At 68.9% G+C, this 16,769-nt stretch carries 17 protein-coding genes; 11 read left to right on the plus strand and 6 right to left on the minus strand.

Going from position 1 to position 16,769, the window contains the following annotated elements; translation table 11 throughout:
- Positions 1-146: 146 nt before the first annotated feature.
- Complete coding sequence (locus EF387_RS34180; RefSeq protein WP_128380474.1) at positions 147-938, minus strand: VOC family protein; 792 nt, start codon at positions 936-938, stop codon at positions 147-149.
- A gap of 211 nt (positions 939-1,149) precedes the next feature.
- Positions 1,150-2,187 carry a LacI family DNA-binding transcriptional regulator gene (locus EF387_RS34185; protein WP_128380475.1) on the minus strand — a complete coding sequence of 346 codons (1,038 nt, stop codon included), beginning with the start codon at positions 2,185-2,187 and terminating at the stop codon, positions 1,150-1,152.
- Positions 2,188-2,432: 245 nt separating this feature from the next.
- On the opposite strand from EF387_RS34185, the gene EF387_RS34190 reads away from it, so the two are divergent.
- Positions 2,433-3,278 carry a class I SAM-dependent methyltransferase gene (locus tag EF387_RS34190; protein WP_128380476.1) on the plus strand — a complete coding sequence of 282 codons (846 nt, stop codon included), beginning with the start codon at positions 2,433-2,435 and terminating at the stop codon, positions 3,276-3,278.
- Between the two features lie 57 nt (positions 3,279-3,335).
- Here EF387_RS34190 and EF387_RS34195 read toward each other — a convergent pair whose 3' ends face one another.
- Complete coding sequence (locus EF387_RS34195) at positions 3,336-4,331, minus strand: multicopper oxidase domain-containing protein (protein ID WP_128380477.1); 996 nt, start codon at positions 4,329-4,331, stop codon at positions 3,336-3,338.
- A gap of 186 nt (positions 4,332-4,517) precedes the next feature.
- On the opposite strand from EF387_RS34195, the gene EF387_RS34200 reads away from it, so the two are divergent.
- Positions 4,518-7,022 carry a ThuA domain-containing protein gene (locus EF387_RS34200; protein WP_202918448.1) on the plus strand — a complete coding sequence of 835 codons (2,505 nt, stop codon included), beginning with the start codon at positions 4,518-4,520 and terminating at the stop codon, positions 7,020-7,022.
- Positions 7,022-9,229: an OmpL47-type beta-barrel domain-containing protein gene (locus tag EF387_RS34205; RefSeq protein WP_202918449.1), complete on the plus strand. Its 2,208-nt coding sequence runs from the start codon at positions 7,022-7,024 to the stop codon at positions 9,227-9,229. Before EF387_RS34200 ends, EF387_RS34205 begins: the two co-directional genes overlap by 1 nt.
- Before the next feature lie 69 nt (positions 9,230-9,298).
- Here EF387_RS34205 and ligD read toward each other — a convergent pair whose 3' ends face one another.
- From ligD to EF387_RS34220, 3 genes are all read right to left on the minus strand, one after another.
- On the minus strand, positions 9,299-10,324 hold the full coding sequence (gene ligD / locus EF387_RS34210) for a non-homologous end-joining DNA ligase (RefSeq protein ID WP_128380478.1): 1,026 nt from the start codon (positions 10,322-10,324) through the stop codon (positions 9,299-9,301).
- 171 nt (positions 10,325-10,495) lie between these two features.
- The gene (locus EF387_RS34215) at positions 10,496-11,704 is read right to left on the minus strand and encodes a site-specific integrase (RefSeq protein ID WP_128380479.1); all 1,209 of its coding nucleotides are present in this window, start codon (positions 11,702-11,704) and stop codon (positions 10,496-10,498) included.
- 24 nt (positions 11,705-11,728) lie between these two features.
- Complete coding sequence (locus EF387_RS34220; RefSeq protein WP_128380480.1) at positions 11,729-12,310, minus strand: hypothetical protein; 582 nt, start codon at positions 12,308-12,310, stop codon at positions 11,729-11,731.
- A 156-nt stretch (positions 12,311-12,466) separates the two neighbouring features.
- Between EF387_RS34220 and EF387_RS34225 the strand changes: the two genes are divergently transcribed.
- From EF387_RS34225 to EF387_RS34260, 8 genes are all read left to right on the plus strand, one after another.
- Entirely contained in the window at positions 12,467-12,670 is a 204-nt protein-coding gene (locus EF387_RS34225) for an excisionase family DNA-binding protein (protein ID WP_128380481.1), read from the plus strand.
- On the plus strand, positions 12,667-12,891 hold the full coding sequence (locus EF387_RS34230; RefSeq protein WP_128380482.1) for a helix-turn-helix transcriptional regulator: 225 nt from the start codon (positions 12,667-12,669) through the stop codon (positions 12,889-12,891). The genes EF387_RS34225 and EF387_RS34230 overlap by 4 nt, the downstream gene beginning before the upstream one ends.
- Positions 12,892-12,976: 85 nt before the next feature.
- Positions 12,977-13,312 carry a hypothetical protein gene (locus tag EF387_RS34235; RefSeq protein ID WP_128380483.1) on the plus strand — a complete coding sequence of 112 codons (336 nt, stop codon included), beginning with the start codon at positions 12,977-12,979 and terminating at the stop codon, positions 13,310-13,312.
- The gene (locus EF387_RS34240) at positions 13,309-14,160 is read left to right on the plus strand and encodes a toprim domain-containing protein (RefSeq protein WP_128380484.1); all 852 of its coding nucleotides are present in this window, start codon (positions 13,309-13,311) and stop codon (positions 14,158-14,160) included. Before EF387_RS34235 ends, EF387_RS34240 begins: the two co-directional genes overlap by 4 nt.
- Complete coding sequence (locus tag EF387_RS34245) at positions 14,157-15,215, plus strand: AAA family ATPase (protein ID WP_128380485.1); 1,059 nt, start codon at positions 14,157-14,159, stop codon at positions 15,213-15,215. The genes EF387_RS34240 and EF387_RS34245 overlap by 4 nt, the downstream gene beginning before the upstream one ends.
- A gap of 242 nt (positions 15,216-15,457) precedes the next feature.
- Positions 15,458-15,832: a hypothetical protein gene (locus EF387_RS34250; protein ID WP_128380486.1), complete on the plus strand. Its 375-nt coding sequence runs from the start codon at positions 15,458-15,460 to the stop codon at positions 15,830-15,832.
- A gap of 147 nt (positions 15,833-15,979) precedes the next feature.
- On the plus strand, positions 15,980-16,192 hold the full coding sequence (locus tag EF387_RS34255) for a hypothetical protein (RefSeq protein ID WP_128380487.1): 213 nt from the start codon (positions 15,980-15,982) through the stop codon (positions 16,190-16,192).
- A 53-nt stretch (positions 16,193-16,245) separates the two neighbouring features.
- Positions 16,246-16,767 (plus strand): hypothetical protein, encoded by a 522-nt coding sequence (locus EF387_RS34260; RefSeq protein ID WP_128380488.1) that lies wholly within the window; start codon positions 16,246-16,248, stop codon positions 16,765-16,767.
- Positions 16,768-16,769 lie beyond the last annotated feature (2 nt).

Here is a 16,769-nt window from a genome sequence, read left to right on the forward strand (position 1 = left end):
CCGGAGGCCCTTGGGGGCTAGGGCCTGTGTCGGAAGTGGCGCCTGCCGGCCGGAAGTCCTCGTACTGGACGTACTTGGGCTTTCGGCCGGTGCGGTGAGAGGGCGTCCCGGGCGTCGCGACGGCGCGAACGTTGCCTGTTGCGGCACTAGCTCCCCGGCTGTGCGCTCTTGATCACCGCGAACCGGGCGCCGTAGGGGTCCGCCAGCTTCGCCATGCGCCCCACCTCCGGCAGGTCCGTGGGTGCCATCCGTACCTTGCCGCCCAGCTGCTCGGCCTTGGCGACCGTCGCGTCCGTGTCCGTGACCTCGAAGTACGGCAGCCAGTACGCCCCCGCTTCCGCCTCGCTCGGGTCACCGGCCAGCGGGACCATCCCGCCGAACATGGCGTCCGGCCCGCCCTCCGCGGGGTTGACGCAGGTGTACATGCCTCCCGGGAAGGAGACCTCGGAGGTCTCCATACCGAACACCGAGGCGTAGAAGTCCGCAGCCGTGGCCACATCCGGGGTGTACAGCTCGATCCAGCAGAGCGAACCGGGCACGCCGGCCACTTCCAGGCCCGTGTTGGCGCCCGGCTGCCAGACGCCGAACGGCACCCCGGCCTGGTCGCCGAGCATGGCCATCCGGCCCTGGTCCAGGACGTCCATGGGCTGCATCAGCACGGTGCCCCCGGCCTGCTCGGCCGCCTTGCCCGTGGAGTCGGCGTCGGGGGTCTGGAAGTAGACCGTCCAGGCGGGCTGTCCCTGGTCGGTGGGGACCTGCATGCCGCCTGCGGCGATCCTGCCGGCCAGCCGGAACATGCCGTAACCGCCGACCTCCGGTCCCCCGGCCTGGAACTCCCAGCCGAAGAGACCGCCGTAGAAGGACTTGGCGCCCTCTATGTCGGGGGTGCCGACATCGACCCAGTTCGGAGCGCCGGTGACGTAACGGGTGGTGAGCATGGTGCCCTCCTCCGAGGATTCCCGTTCCTCTGACTTCCTGAGTCTTGCACCGCCCACTGACACTCGCCGCCCGGTCCGCGGCCGGGGGTGGCCCCGGCCGCGCGCTCCCCCGTCAAGTTGTGAACAGGTTCAGTTCAAGGTTCTTTCAGCGCCACCCGACCCCCGCCAATGTTTGACGTGTTCACGCTCTCTGCGCCCCTGGTGGCTCCGGTCAGGCGGAGGCGCGTCGCACCAGGGTCGTCGGCAGGACCACGCCGGCCGACCCGCCCGCCACGCCCGCCTCCGCGGCACGGTCCCCCCGACCCCGCAGCAGCAGCCGCGCCATCAACCGCCCCATCTCCTCGATGTCCTGACGGACCGTCGTCAAAGGTGGATCGGTCTGTTCGGCGACGGGCAGCATGTCGTCGAAGCCGATCACGGCGACGTCCTCGGGCACCCGCCGCCCGTGCTCCCGCAGCACCCGCAGGGCACCCGAGGCGGAAAGGTCGTTGGCGGCGAACACCGCGTCGAGATCCGGACACCGCCGCAGCAGCTGCCGCATCGCCCGTTCGCCGCCCGCCGGGGTGAAGTCGCCCTCCGCGATCAGCCGCGGGTCGGCGTCGGCCATCACATCGCGAAACCCGTCGAGCCGGTCGGCCGCGGAGGTCTGGTCGAGGGCGCCGGTGATGTGCGCGATCCGCCTCCTGCCGAGCCCGACGAGATGGGTCACGGCCTCCCGCGCGCCGCCGCGGTTGTCGCTGTCGACGTACACGGCGCTGTGCGCGCCGTCCGCCCAGCCGGGCCGCCCGCCGAACACGGTGGGCACCCCGGCGCCGTGGATCAGCCCGGGCAGCGGGTCGTCGAGGTGCAGCGAGAAGACGAGCGCGCCGTCGACGTGGCCGCCCGCGAGGTAGCGGCCGACGCGCGCGTGGTCCTCGCGCCCCTCGGTGAGCAGCAGCACCAGCTGGGTGTCGTGGGCGGTCAGCTCCCGGCTGATGCCGCGCAGTTGCAGGGCGAAGAAGGGATCGGCGAAGACGCGGGTCTCCGGTTCGGCGATCACGACGGCGACGGCGTCGTACCGCCGGGTGACCAGGCTGCGCGCGGCCTGGTTGGGCACGTACCCGAGTTCCTCCACCGCCTTGCGCACCCGGGAGACGAGGGGTTCGCGCACGCCTTCGCCACCGTTGACGACGCGCGACACCGTGGCCCGGGAAACCCCGGCCCGCGCGGCCACGGCCTCCAGTGTGGGGCGCGGCGCTGTCTCCCTCACGGTGGAACTCCTCCTCGGCGGTGGGTGATCAGGATAGCCCCGCCGACGGGGAGGTGAGAGCGCTCTCTGAACCGCTCCTGAACCGCTCCTGAATCGCTCCTGAGTTGCTCCTGGACCGTTCTTCAACCGCTCTCCGCTGCTGTGCGGGTCGCTCGTGGCCGACAGACCGTCGGCTCCTGCCCCGGTCCGCTGCCGCCCGGTAGCGTCGGTGCCTACGCCGGCGACGACTCGGGAAGTGGATGGGAATGCCTGATGGGTGGCAGTGGGACCGTACCCTCTTCCAGGGCAGCGCGGCCTACTACGAGCGGGGGCGGCTGCCGTACGCTCCGGGCTTCGCCGGGACAGTGGCGACGGCCCTCGGTCTGGACGGCCGGGGCCGGCTCCTCGACGTCGGCTGCGGGCCGGGCATCGTGACGCTGCCCCTGGCGCGGTACTTCGCCGAGGTGGTCGGCGCCGACCCGGACGAGGACATGCTCGCGGAGGCCGAACGGCGGGCGCGGCGTCGGCGGGTGAGCAACGTGCGTTGGGTGGCCGCCCGTGCGGAGGACCTGCCGGCCGGGCTGGGTGAGTTCCGGGTCGTGGCGTTCGCCCAGTCCTTCCACTGGACGGATCGCGATCGTGTCGCCGCCACCGTGCTGGAGATGCTCGAACCGCACGGCGCCTTCGTCCACATCAGCGACTTCAAGAACGCGCCACCCGACCCGACGCCGCTGCCGCTGCCCGCTCCCCCGTACGCCCGGATCGCGGACCTGGTGCGCCGGTACCTGGGCCCGGTACGCCGCGCGGGGCAGGGAACCCTCGTCAACGGCACACCGGGCCGGGAGGATCTCGTGCTGGCCCGAGCCGGTTTCGAGCGCTTCGAACGGCATGTCGTGCCGGCCGGGGACGTGGTCGACCGCACCGCGGACGACCTCGTGGCGTGGGCGTTCTCCCGGTCCGACTCCGCCCCGCATCTGTTCGGCGCCGGCCTCGAGGACTTCGAGCGGGACCTGCGCGCGGTGCTGCGGGAGGAGTCACCCGACAACCGCTTCTCGGAGCGCCTTCCCGCCACCGAGATCATGATCTGGCGCAAGCCCGGCGGTGAGGGGTGACCACGGGGTCGCCACGGTCGGTGATGGTGCGCGGTGACGGAGGTCCCCGCGGTGGCGTCAGTGACTCCGCCCCGCGTACCCGGGAATCGTGCCGTCCGTCTTCCTGACCAGGAGCAGGCCGACCATCCCCATGTCCGAGTGGCTCTGGACGTGGCAGTGGTACATCCACGCCCCGGCGCCCACGCCCTCCCCCGCGATCACCTGGAAGCCGAAGGAGTCCGCCGGGCCCACGATCTTGTTGTCGATGACCTGGCTCGGGTCGTCGGGTCCCGTCAGCATCCCCGTGCGGTTGTCGGCCCAGCGGTGTCCGTGCAGATGGAAGGTGTGGTAGTACTCGCCGTGCGTGATCATGACGATCTCCACCCGGTCGCCCACCGTGGCCTCGAAGTCCGGCCCCTTGTGGCCCTCATGGCCCTGATGAGCCGTCAGGTTGTTGATCATCATGTCGTTGAAGACGATCGTGAACGTCTTGTCGGGGAGGATGTCGCCCTGTCTGCGGACGATCACCGGGCCGTAGAGTCCCTTGCGGATGCCGCCCGTTCCGTGTTCCGTGCCGACGACATGGTCGTGGTAGTGCCAGTACCCGGCACTGCCTGCCCGCCAGGTGCCGTCCTTGCGGCGGCCGGGGGCGTGGGTGCGCCAGGTGTAGGCGCGGGTGCCGCCCGGTTCGACGTCGCTGTTGTTGAGCTTCGTGCCGTCGCTGGTGATCTCGTAGTCCATGCCGTGGACGTGCAGACTGGCCGGCACGTCCAGGGTGTTCTCGAACTCGATGTGCAGGGTGTCGCCCTCGTTGAGTTCGATCAGCGGGCCCGGAATCGACGCCTTGCCCTTCTCCAGCCCGTAGCCCAGCTGTCCGTCCGGGAGTTTCTCGGCGTACATCTTGATGTACTTCACCTTGCCGCCCGCCGGAGCCGTGCGTACCGCCCCGGCCGCGGTCGCCGACTCCGGCGCCGAGGCGAGGGACAACGATGTCACGCCCGCGACCGTCGCGGCCCCGCCCAGCAGCATCCGCCGGTTGAAGCCGCGTCTGTCCAGACCGTCCGTGCCCTCCATGCCGAACTCCCCACCCTGCTACGGAATTGACGGAGACAAGCCTGTGAGACGGTAACCGCGCACCCCTCGTTTTTCCACACCCAGGACAAAGTTCATGCCATCCCGGTCATACCTATTGGCGAACCAGGCAAAGAGGTCTAGCTTCCTTGGCGCTATTGCTGTGACCAACGAGGGGTGGGTGACCACATGCGGTTGACACCGCATCAAAAGCCCTTATCAGTAAGAGGGTTGAGCAGGGCCAGACGCGCCTGGACCGCCGCGCTGGCCGCCGGCTTCGTCACCGCGGGGGTCCTCACGGGCCCCACCGCCAGTGCGCGCCCAGCGCCCGAGCCGGATGTGACAACGATGTCGATCACCTCGCCGCCGGGCGGCGCGGGCCCACAGGTGCTGATCTACTACGGTTCCGGGGCGGCCGGGGAGGAGTCCCCCGTCGTCAACGCCGGGATCGAGGCGATCGAGAGCATCGGACGAACCGGTCCGGCGGCCCAGCGCTTCCAGGTCGAGGCCACGGACGACGCCTCGGTCTTCACGGACGAGGACAGGCTCGGCGAGTTCAACGCCGTGGTCTTCCTGACCGGCGGGGGCGACGTCCTCGACCCCGAACAGGAGGCGGGCCTGGAGGCCTACATGGAGGCCGGCGGCGGATTCGTGGGTGTCCACGACGCGGCGCGCGCCGAGCCGTACTCCACCTGGTTCACGGGGCTGATCGGTGCCCGTCCGGCCACGACCAGCCCCACCACGGTGCAGCGCGCGACCGTCGAGGTGGGCGACCGGCAGCATCCGGCCACCAAGGACCTGCCGCTGGAGTGGAAGCGCCCCGACAAATGGCTCAACTGGGCGAAGAACCCGTCCGGTGATGTGCACACCGTGGCCCGGGTGCGCGAGTCCACCTACCAGCCGGGGGCGAGCGGCAACGGCTGGGACCATCCGGTCAGCTGGTGCCGCGACTACGACGGCGGACGCTCCTTCTACACCGGCATGGGTGGCACGGTGTCCTCGTACGACGAGAGCGACTTCCGGTCCCATCTGCGCGGTGCCCTGCTGTGGACCAGCCGGCTGGCACAGGCCGACTGCAAGGCCACCATCACCGCCAACTACAAGGCGGAGCGGCTCACCCAGCCCAACCAGGCCGGGCAGAACGACCAGATCGGCGAGCCGCACGGGCTGGTCACCGCGCCCGACGGCCGGGTCCTCTACATCGGCCGCGGCGGAGCGGACTCCTCCCGGCCGGTGATCACCGACTGGAACAACCCGGACATCGGCAAGGGCACCGGCGAGGTCCACGTCTACGATCCGAGGACGAAGAAGGTCACCCTCGCCGCGGGACTCACCGTCTTCGGCAACAAGGGCGGCGGCGATGAGCTGACGAAGGTGGAGGAGGGACTCCTCGGTATCGAGCTCGATCCCTCGTTCGCGCGGAACGGGTGGGTGTATCTGCACTACACACCGCACTCCGGGATCAACCGCGACACCCGGATGGCGGAGCGCCGCGTCTCCCGCTTCACCCTCGACCCCGCCACCAACAAGCTGGACCTGAGCAGTGAGAAGGTCCTCCTCAAGTGGCCGGTGCAGATCCACAGTTGCTGCCACTCGGGTGGCGGGATGGCCTGGGACTCCAAGGGCAACCTCTACATCGCGACCGGTGACAACAACTCCAGCGGGTTCAGCGGCGGTTACTCCGGCAACAACCCGCAGCCCACCTACAAGGGCGTCTCCTTCGCGGACGCCCGCCGGACCGCGGGCAACACCAACAACCTCAACGGCAAGATCCTGCGCATCCACCCGGAGCCGGACGGGACGTACACGCTTCCCGAGGGGAACCTCTTCACCGGCAAGGAGACCGCCGAGGGCGGCGGCAAGACGCGCGGTGAGATCTATGTGATGGGGGTCAGGAACCCGGCGCGGATCTTCGTCGACAGGAAGACCGACATCCTGTACGCGGGCTGGGTCGGCCCGGACGCGAGCGAGCCGTCCACCACCTGGGGCCCGGCCAAGTACGACACGTTCGCGGCCATCACCAAGGCGGGCAACCGCGGCTGGCCGTACTGCATGGGCAACAAGCAGCCCTACCGCGACCGCAATCTGCCGGACCCGTCGCAGCCGCTCGGCTGGTACGACTGCGACCGCCCGAAGAACGAGTCCCCGAACAACGACGGACTGGTCAACCTGCCGCCGGTCACGGGCAACAACATCTGGTACTCACCGCAGGGCGGCGCGCCGGACTACCCGCGCGACGCGAGTGGCATCCCCTCGTACAAGAAGGAGGAGGCCACCTACCGGCTGCCGTGGCTCAAGGGCGGCGGGCAGGCCGCGATGAACGGGCCGGTCTACCGGTACGACGCGGCGAGCGCGAGCGGCACCAAGTGGCCGTCGTACTGGGACGGGAAGTGGTTCGTGGGGGACTTCTACGACGCCGACCAGCCGCGCAACGCGGTGCTCACCGATCCCAGGACCGTCGGTGACGGCGGGTTGCCCGTGCACTCCGAGTCGCTGAAGAAGATCGTGCCGATCGGCAACGACGGCATCAAGAACCTCATGGACTGGAAGTTCGGTCCGGACGGCGCGCTCTACGTCCTCGACTACGGGCGCGGCTTCTTCACCTCGGACGCCAAGTCGGCGCTGTGGCGGGTGACCTATCAGGGCGGCGGTCCGACACCGGCCGCCGATCAGCTCGTCGGAGGGGGCCGGTGATGCCGGACAGACGCTTGTGGACGGCCGTACTGGCCGCCCTTTTGATGGTGCTCGGGCTGTTGTCGGCGCCGGCGGCCGCGGGCCGTGAGGACGGCGACGACGGTCCGTCGGCCACCGCCGCTCAGGTGCTGACGTGGACCGCCGGCGACGACATCACCCGGTACACGTCCGCGCCGCAGACCGCGGTGGCGGGGGCCACGACGATCGTCTTCGAGAACAGCGCGGCCACCGGCAACACGATGGGCATGCCGCACACGCTGACGTTCGACGTGTCCGATCCGGAGTACAACAACGACGTCCAGCTGAACATCCTGGCGAATCCCAACGACAGTCAGGGCGGCAAGTACACCGCGGAGGTCACCCTCACCCCGGGCCGCTACCGCTACTACTGCACGATCCCCGGGCACGGGCAGATGCAGGGCATCCTCGTGGTGACCGAGGGCGGCGGCGAGGACACCACCGCGCCCGAGACCTCCGCCGAGGTGAGCGGCTCACGGAACGCCGACGGCGCGTACGTCGGTGCGGCGACGGTGGCGGTGAGCGCCACCGACTCCGGCTCCGGTGTCGAGCGCGTCGAGTACGCGGTCGGCGACACGGGCCCGTGGCAGCCGTACACCACGCCCGTCGTGATCGACCAGGTCGGCACCCACAAGGTGCGCTACCGGGCGGTCGACAGGGCCGGCAACACGGCGGCCGAGAAGGCGGCCGAGTTCACGGTGGTGGCGCGGCCCACGGATGACACCACACCGCCGGAGACGTCGGCGACCGTGAGCGGCGAGCGCAACGACAAGGGCGAGTACGTGTCGATGGCGACCGTCACCGTCACCGCCTCCGACACCGGCTCGGGCGTCAACTCCATCGAGTACGCGATCGGTTCGGGTGCCTGGCGGACGTACACGGCTCCGGTGATGGTGCACGAGACCGGGACGCACCAGGTCCGCTACCGGGCCACCGACAAGGCCGGCAACACCGCCGCGGAGAAGAGCGTCACCTTCACCGTGGTCGAGCCGCCCGTCTCGGACACGACACCGCCGGTGACCGGGGCGAGTGTCGAGGGCGTCAGGAACTCGGCCGGGGCGTATGTGAACACCGCCAAGGTGACCCTGAGCGCGACCGACACGGGCGGTTCGGGGCTCGCCACGATCGAGTACTCGCTCGACGGCGGACCGTACATCGAGTACACCACGCCCGTGGTGGTGGGTCGTGCGGGCACGCACTCGGTGACCTACCGGGCCCGCGACAAGGCCGGCAACACGGCGCAGCCGCGCACGGTGAGTTTCACCATCGCGCCCGGGGGTCAGGTGCCCGCACCCAACTGCCCGGAGTTCGACGAGCGGTTGACGGTGATCGTCGGCACGGTCGACACGGGTGTGCCCAACCGGGTCACCAACAGCCGGTGCCGGATCAACGAGTTGATCGAGGACGAGAAGGAGTGGACGTCGCAGGCGCTGTTCCTCAAGCACGTGCGGACGGTCGCCGGGCAGCTCCTCGACGCCGGTGTGGTCGACCAGCGCGAGCACGGCCTGATCAATGAGGCGGCGAAGGAGTCGGGCATCGGCGAACCCGGGCAGAACGAGGGCTACCGTCCGATCTTCGACGGCTCGGCGGAGTCGTTCGCCAAGTGGGAGCACGTGGGCGGCGGTTCGTTCGGGCTGAACGCGGACGGCACGATGACCTCCGGTACCTCCCGGGACGGCCTCGGCATGCTGTGGTTCCCGCAGCGCAAGTACGGCGACTTCTCGCTCAGGCTGCAGTGGCGTGACGACGCGCCGGGCACCGGGAACGCCAACTCCGGTGTGTTCGTGCGCTTCCCGGGGGTCCACGGCCATCCGGAGGAGTCGCGGCCGGAGTGGGTCGCCATCAAGTACGGCCATGAGGTGCAGGTCTTCGACCGTCCCGACGGCGACATGTACAAGACGGGCTCGGTGTACGGCTTCGACCGTGTGGGACTGGCCGGTGCGGGCGTCACTCCGAAGGGGACCTGGAACGACTACGAGATCCGGGTGGTCGACCAGCACTATCAGGTCTTCCGCAACGGTGTCCTGATCAACGAGTTCGACAACACCGGCGGTCAGGACTTCACCCCGCCCCGCTCGGACGACCCGGGCACGGACGGGCGGCGGTTCGCCTCCGGTTACCTCGGGCTCCAGGTGCACGGCACGTCGGACGTGGTGTCGTACCGGGACATCCGGATCAAGGAGTTGTAGGCGCCGAGTCGCAGGTGTGGAGGGACCGTCGGCGACACCGGGCTCACGTGGCCTTTCGGGCACACGGGCTCAAGTGGCCGGCGGCCCCGCCCGCTTCGCCCTGCTCGGCTGGACCCGCTTCGGTTCGCCCGGCATCTTCGGGTACTCGGGCGGGTACGGCAGATCGCCGAGTCCATGGTCGTGCTCGTCACGGCGGGCGAGTTCGAGCAGGGCGTCGAGGGAGAAGGCGTGGTCGTCCATGTCCGCGTGCACATCGCCGAGTTCGGCGAAGCGCGCGGGCATGGACGCGATGTCGAAGTCCCGGGGGTGCGCCTCACCCACCTCGTCCCAGCGCAGCGGGGCCGAGACCGGGGCGTGCGGGCGGGGGCGCACCGAGTAGGCGGAGGCGATCGTTCGGTCCCTCGCGGTCTGGTTGTAGTCGAGGAAGATGCGCCGGCCCCGCTCCTCCTTCCACCACTTGATCGTCACATGGTCCGGCATCCGGCGCTCCAGCTCCCGCCCGACGGCGATGGCGGCGCGCCGGACCTGGGTGAAGGTCCAGCGCGGTTCGATGGGCACGAAGACGTGCAGTCCGCGGCCGCCGGAGGTTTTGGGCCAGCCGCGCAGTCCGCCGAACTCGTCGAGGACCGCGCGCAGTTCGTGGGCGGCATGGACCGCGTCGGCGTAGTCGGTGCCGGGCTGCGGGTCCAGGTCGAGGCGGAGTTCGTCGGGGTGGTCGACGTCGGCGCGGCGTACCGGCCAGGGGTGGAAGGTGAGCGTGCCGAACTGGGCGGCCCACACCACGGCGCCCGGCTCGGTGGGACACATCTCGTCGGCGCTGCGCCCGCTGGGGAAGGTGATGTGGGCGGTGGGGATCCAGTCGGGCATGTTCTTGGGCGCCCGTTTCTGGAAGAAGGACTCGCCGGTGACGCCCTCCGGGTAGCGCTCCAATGTGGTGGGGCGGTCGCGCAGGGCGCGGAGGATGCCGTCGCCGACGGCGATGTAGTACCGGGCGAGGTCCAGCTTGGTGAAGCCGCGCTCCGGGAAGAAGACCTTGTCCGGGCTGGACAGGCGTACCGTCCGCTCGCCCACCTCCAACTCCACCGCAGCTGTCATGCGACCACGCTAGAGGCCACCGTCATTCTTCGCACATTTCTCACCGCCTCTTACATCGGGCGAAACAGGGCTCGAGTCCGCAGAATCGATACATGGATCTGCGACGATCTGCTTAGGTGCAGGTCAGATGCCATATCGACCCTGCCTCTCACGTGTTTCTCTCACAATTTCTCACCCCAGCCCGTGAAGACCGTCAAGCGCGGCGGCTGCCGAGCGGAGATCCTCGGCGTCCGGAGCGACGTACCTGGCCTTGGTGAAGGCCGCATTCGTGTGACCCGCCCACGCCGCAAGGACGACGTCGGAGACACCGTTGACGGCGAGGTACTTCAGCACTGCGTGGCGCGCGTCGTACAGGCGCACCCGGCGCAGGCCGAGCCCCTCCATCAGCTCGCAGGCGCGCTCCCGCAGAGCTCGGGTATTCAGCGGCACCCCAAGTTCATCCACTAGGACGTACCCCGAAGGGGTGTACGCCTCGCCGGCCGCGAGGCGCTCGCGCGCCTGGAGCGCCTTGAAGCCCTTCAGCGCGTCCCACACCAGCCGCGGCAGCGGCAAGGTGCGCTCGCCGCTGGTGGTCTTGGTGTCCTTCTCCACGGTGTAGTGGTTGCGGACCATGGTCCTGGTGTTGAGCACCGACACGGTCCCCTGCACCAGGTCGACGTCCTCGTCCCACCGCTGGCCCGCGACCTCGGCGGGCCGCATACCCATCAGCGATTCCATGAGCGGCGCACAGAGCCGGTCGTCGCGGATGCCGGAGACGTACCGCTGGACCTCGGTCACGCTCCACGGCTTCGCCTTGGGGTGGCGCCGTCGGTCCTGCTTGCGGGCCTGCTTGGGAACGTGGACATACTCGGCGACGTTCGCCCGAACCATCTGCCGCACGAACGCGCGGCCGAGGATCTCCTTCAGCCGCGCGAGGACGGTGTCGACGCTGCTGGGCCGCAGTCCGGTGAGCGTCTCGACCGGGCTCTCGGGGTCCCCGGTCAAGACGATGACGGGCCGCCGGCGTCCCTCGGTGAGAAGCCACTGCACGAAGGCGATGCAGTCGTCCTCCGTGAGCTCCTGGAGCCGTTTGGCGCCGAGGCGGTTCTTGATGTAGCTCAGCTGCGTCTCGTAGTTGGGGATCGTGGTGGCTTCCAGGTCCTCTTTCTTCTTGGCGAACCACTCGTCGACCCACTCCCCCACCGTGATCTTGCTGGGGACGATGAAAGTGCCCGCGTTCCGCTGGTGGCGGATGCGGGCGTATTCCGCTTCGGCTTCCTTCTTCGTGTCCTTGGTGACCGTGAGCTGCTTGCGTTTGCCGTTCTCGTCGCGGCCTACGTCAATCACGAACCGGTACCGGATCTTGCCGTTCTGCAGGGTGACCTTCTTGATCTCGGCCATGCACTCCCCCTCCCGCTCTCGCGGCTAGCCCGCCCGGCCCTTCCGAGCTGGCGGCAGAAAACCTCTGCGCCGGGCCTCGAAGATCCAGCGGTGAACTGTTGTCGTTGGTACGCCGGCTTCCTCGGCGAGCACCTTGGCCGGCGCCGAAGTCTCGCGAACGGCGTCGTTATAGACCTCGGCAACCCTGCGGTAGAAGGCGTCCGGGTCGGCCCCGTCCGGGCGTGAGAGCGGTTCACGCTTCGACGTCGCGCCGGCCTCAATCGGGGGAAAACTCGGCTGAGGTGAACGGTCAAGGTACGCCGCAAGAGCAGCGTCCACTTGCTCGAATTCCTCCCGATATGACGGCAACCATTCCGGGAAGCCTTCTCCGATGCCTGACTGCCTCGCGGTCAGGGCTGCGCCGACCGTGCGCGTGTTGAGCAGGGACTCAATGCGGGCGATGGGGATCGACTTCAGCGCGGCCGAGTCCAGAGCCTCGCCGATCACGATCAGTTTCCCGACCACCCACCGCCCATCCCTCTCGACAGCCTTGATCAGAAGGCGGGGAACGACGTCGGGAGAGGCGACCTCGAACCAACCCAGGGCTCCCGTTTCTTGGACGTACATGCGGCCCACCGTAGAGACGCGCAGGTGTCCGCACAAGTCCATCGAGGTCCACCGCGTAAGTTTGCGTACTTGCGCGGACGGACTTCAGCGTGCTTAGCTGCAACTCAGAAGCCGCGTAAGTTTCGCGGATCTTCGGGACCCTTAAAGGAAGCACCCATGCCAGAAGACACGCAGCTCCTTCTGTCTCCAGAGCGCGCCGCAGACCGAATGGACCTGGGGCGGTCAAAGATCTTCGAGCTCATGGCCACGGGCGAGCTGGAATCCGTACTCATCGGCCGTTCCCGCCGTATCCCTCTCGATGCGCTGAAGGCTTACGTCGAACGCCTCCGCGCCGACCAGGGCACGCGGGCCGCGTCATGAGCACCCCACCGTCTCAGGGCCGCCCATGTCCCACTCTCGACGAGATCCGCGGATGGCCGGCCGCTGTCGGCGTACCCGACGCAGCCCGCGCCATCGGCATCTCAAAGTCGCAGATGTACGAGCTGATCAAACGCGGTGAGGCACCCGTCAAGGTCCTCAGCTTCGGCGCCCGCCACCGAGTCGTCACCGCGTCGCTGATCCAGCTCCTCGAAGCCGCCTGAACGACAGGCTCACATCCACTCGCGAGGCCGCGAACCGTAAGGCCACAACCCGCACCCGGCCTCGCCTCGCGAACGGACAACCGAAGTGCAGGAACGAGAAAAGGGCCCGGAGCTCGCTCTAGCTCCGGACCCCAACCCGACGCCCGCAACAGCGTCAACCACATCCACTACCAGCGTAGTCGACGGCAGCGACCGCCGCCCCGGCGAATGGCCGGACCCCGCAGCGGCCGAACAGCTCCGCGAGCAGTGGATTCGCGAGCATGCCCGCCGCGAACTCGTCATCGACAGCATCCGCTGCCACCTCGCCGAACAACCCAACGCACGCGCCGTGCGCCTGTGCGCGCGCCGCTGGATCGCAGACGTCAACTACCTCGCCGACGGCGTCATCGCCGTCCTCAACAGCACGGAGACCGAAGAGTGAGCATCGCCTTCAACCGTCTCGCGGACCTGCTCCGTGACCGCGGCGTGCCGACCCGCTATCAAGGCGGGGCGCTGCGCACGCAGGGCATCTGCCATGACGGCGACGCTCCCGGCACCGTCGCGATCCGGCGAGGCAACAACGGTGGCGTCGTGATCTTCTGCCACAAGTGCCAGGGCAACAAGGATTTCCTCGACGCGATCGGCTGGACCGAGGCCGACCTGTACGACGAGCCCCTCGAGCAGCAGGACCGGGCCGCCGACGACACCTGGATCCCATGCCGCGACCGCGGTCACAAACGGGTTGCCCAGTACGTCTACCGCGACGAACGCAGCGCCGTGGTGCACGGCGTCACCCGCTGCGACCACAAGTGCTTCGCCCAGTGGCGGCCCGACAACAGCGCCAAGTCCGGGCGCCGCTGGTCCCTCAACGATCAGCAAGGCAACCGGCTCGTCAGGATCGTCCCCTACCGGCTCCCCGAAATCCTCAAGGCCATCGCCGAGGACCGCGTCATCTGGATTGCGGAGGGCGAGAAGGACGTCCACGCGCTCGTCGATCACGGCCTACAGGCCACCTGCAACGCGGCCGGCGCGGGCAAGTGGACAGAGGAACACGCCCAGTTCCTCCGCGGCGCGGACGTCACCATCGTTGCCGACCGGGACATTCCCGGCCGTCGCCATGCCGAGCACGTCGTCGACACCCTCCGCGGCGTGGCCCGTTCGGTGTACGTCGTCCAGGCCCGCACAGGCAAAGACGCCGCCGACCACTTCGCCGCCGGACACACCGACTCCGAATTCCTCAACGTGTGGGCTCCCATCCCGTACCCGGGGGATGAGGCGGTGGGCGCATGACCACCAATCCGGAATGGGCCGACGACGTCAAAGACGAAAGCGACGCCCACGCCGAGGCCGAGGCGAACGACGAGAGCGACGACCTGCCGAAGGCGTTCATCACCGGCGGCTCGTTCGTCCTCGACGTCCCCGACACCCCGCCTGCCATCTGGGGAGCAGGCGGTGACGTCCTGTGGGCCGAAGGGGAAGCGCTGATGATCGCCGCACCGCAGGGCGTCGGAAAGACGACGGTCGCCTTCCAACTCGTTCGCGCCCGCCTCGGGCTTCAGACCGAAGTGCTCGGCTTCCCCGTGGCCAAGGGGCAACGCGTCCTGTACCTGGCCATGGACCGGCCGGCACAGGCCCAACGGGCGGCGAACCGGCTCTTCGCCAAGGACAGCCGCGAACTCCTCGACGACAACCTCGTCGTCTGGAAAGGGCCGCCACCCTTCGACATGGCCAAGCGCACGGACATTCTCGCCGCCATGTGCGAGCGAGCCAAAGCGGACACCGTCGTCGTCGACAGCCTTAAGGACGCCGCCATCGGCCTGTCCGAGGACCCCGTCGGAGCGGGCTGGAACCGTGCCCGGCAACGCGCACTGGCCGCGGGCGTCCAAGTCCTCGAGCTGCACCACAACCGCAAAGCAGGAACCAACGGCGGCGAGCCCAACACCATCGCCGACGTGTACGGCTCGGTCTGGCTCACATCCGGCAGCGGCTCGATCATCTCCCTGTACGGCGAGCCCGGAGACCCGGTCGTCTCGTTCCGCCACCTCAAGCAGCCCATGAACGAGGTCGGCCCGTTCCGCGTCGTACACGACCACCCGACGGGCATCTCGAGCGTCCAGCACACAACCGACCTGTTCGACCTTGTTCGTACCGGCGGTGCCGAGGGACTCACAGCACGCCGTGCAGCCGAGTCGCTGTTCGACACGAGCAAGCCGAGCGCGGCCCAGGTCGAGAAGGCTCGACGGAAGCTGGAGGCCCTCCGGGAGGCTGGCCATCTGATCCGGCACGACGGTCCTTCGAAGACCAGTCCGGCGACCTATTACCTCCAGCTGCGGCAGGCGTCGTGAGGCGGGCGTCCAGCTTCACGAATTGCTTCACGCGGCCATTTCAGCGTGAAGCCTCACGGTGCCCACACGCGCTTCACGCTCGAAGAGTCTCCGCAGGTCACAGCTTCACGCAGTACTTCACGCGCTTCACGCTCCCAGCTTCACGTTTCCACCCCCCTCTAAAGAGGGGTGGAACGTGAGCGCACCCCACCTCACCCATCCCTGCACGTCCCATAAGTCACACCCGAAGGAGGACCAGCAGCATGACCGAACGCACCCTCACCCCCGGCACATCCGCCCCACTCGGCGACGACATCCGCGACCACGGATACGCCATCTTCCAAACCCGCGTGGAGCGAATCCCCCGGCTCATCAAGGGCCTCCCCTGCCAGGAGCCAGACGGCTGCACCAGGCCCGCGACCCTTGCGACTCTCGCCGTCGACGCGGCCACCGAAGACGACACCGGACTCGGCCTGCACTTCGTCAAGAACCCCAACGGTGACCCGCTGTGCATCGTGGTCTGCGACAAGCACCGCCACCAAGCCAGCCACGACCTCTACTTCGCGTTGACGGAACGCCTTCGACCCGACGGCATCCGCGCCTACGACGCGCCCGGCCGGCACCTCAACTGGCTCTAACCCGCACACACAAACGGCCGGCCCGCGGGAACCGGGCCGGCCACCCACCAGCATCCCGCGACCTTTTCCCGACCGAGCAAAGTCCCAGCTCAGGCCATTTCTACTGGCGCTAGTAGAAACGGCCCGCCCCGAAGGAGTCCGCCATCCATGAACGTCAACGACATCGTCCAGCAGCGCATAGAGGCCGCCCGCCGTAAGGCCGAGGCCGACCGCAAGCGCCGCGAGGAACTCGCCCGCGCACGGGCCAAGGGCGTGACCAAGCGGCACGCCACCAAACTCCGCCGGCTCGCCGAGAAGGGCTTCGCCCTCGCCCCCACCCTCGACCTCAGCAACGAATCAACCGCCGCATCAAGCGCATAACAACACAAACAGGGCCGCCCGTAGACAGGCGCCCACCACCGAAAGGACCAGCCATGACCGCGACCACCCTCAACATCGGAATCATCCGCGCAGGCTCACCCGCCCTGAACATCAACCTCGTACCGACGCACCTGCCCGCCGACGTGCGAGCCGCGTTCGAGCACCTCGCCAAATCCCGCAGCGACCTCGCCGACGCCGAACGCGCCCTGGGCGGGGTCCACGGCGACGCCTGGCACGACGCCAACACCCGAGTCGAGACGGCCCGCGCCGCCGCCGACCAAGCCATGACGGACTTCGCCGCACTCGGCGCCGCCTCCTCGACAGCCATCAAGGACTCGGCGAACGCCGCGTTCAACGGCTGCATCGAACGAGCCAGCGGCCACCTGCAGGCCGCCCTCGACGAGCTCGCCGAAGCCAGCCAGGCCGCCGCGCTCTTCCACTCGGTGACGCCCGGAAGGCCCGTCATCCACACGGACACCCGGCGCGCCAACGAGGCGCCGGTGAAGCAGGCGATCGGCATGGCCCGCGGGTACATCAACGACGCCCGCGGCTTCGTGCCCGACAGCGTCGACTGAGG

Origin of the sequence: Streptomyces cavernae (genome assembly GCF_004023625.1) — a bacterium.
Lineage (GTDB): Bacteria > Actinomycetota > Actinomycetes > Streptomycetales > Streptomycetaceae > Streptomyces > Streptomyces cavernae.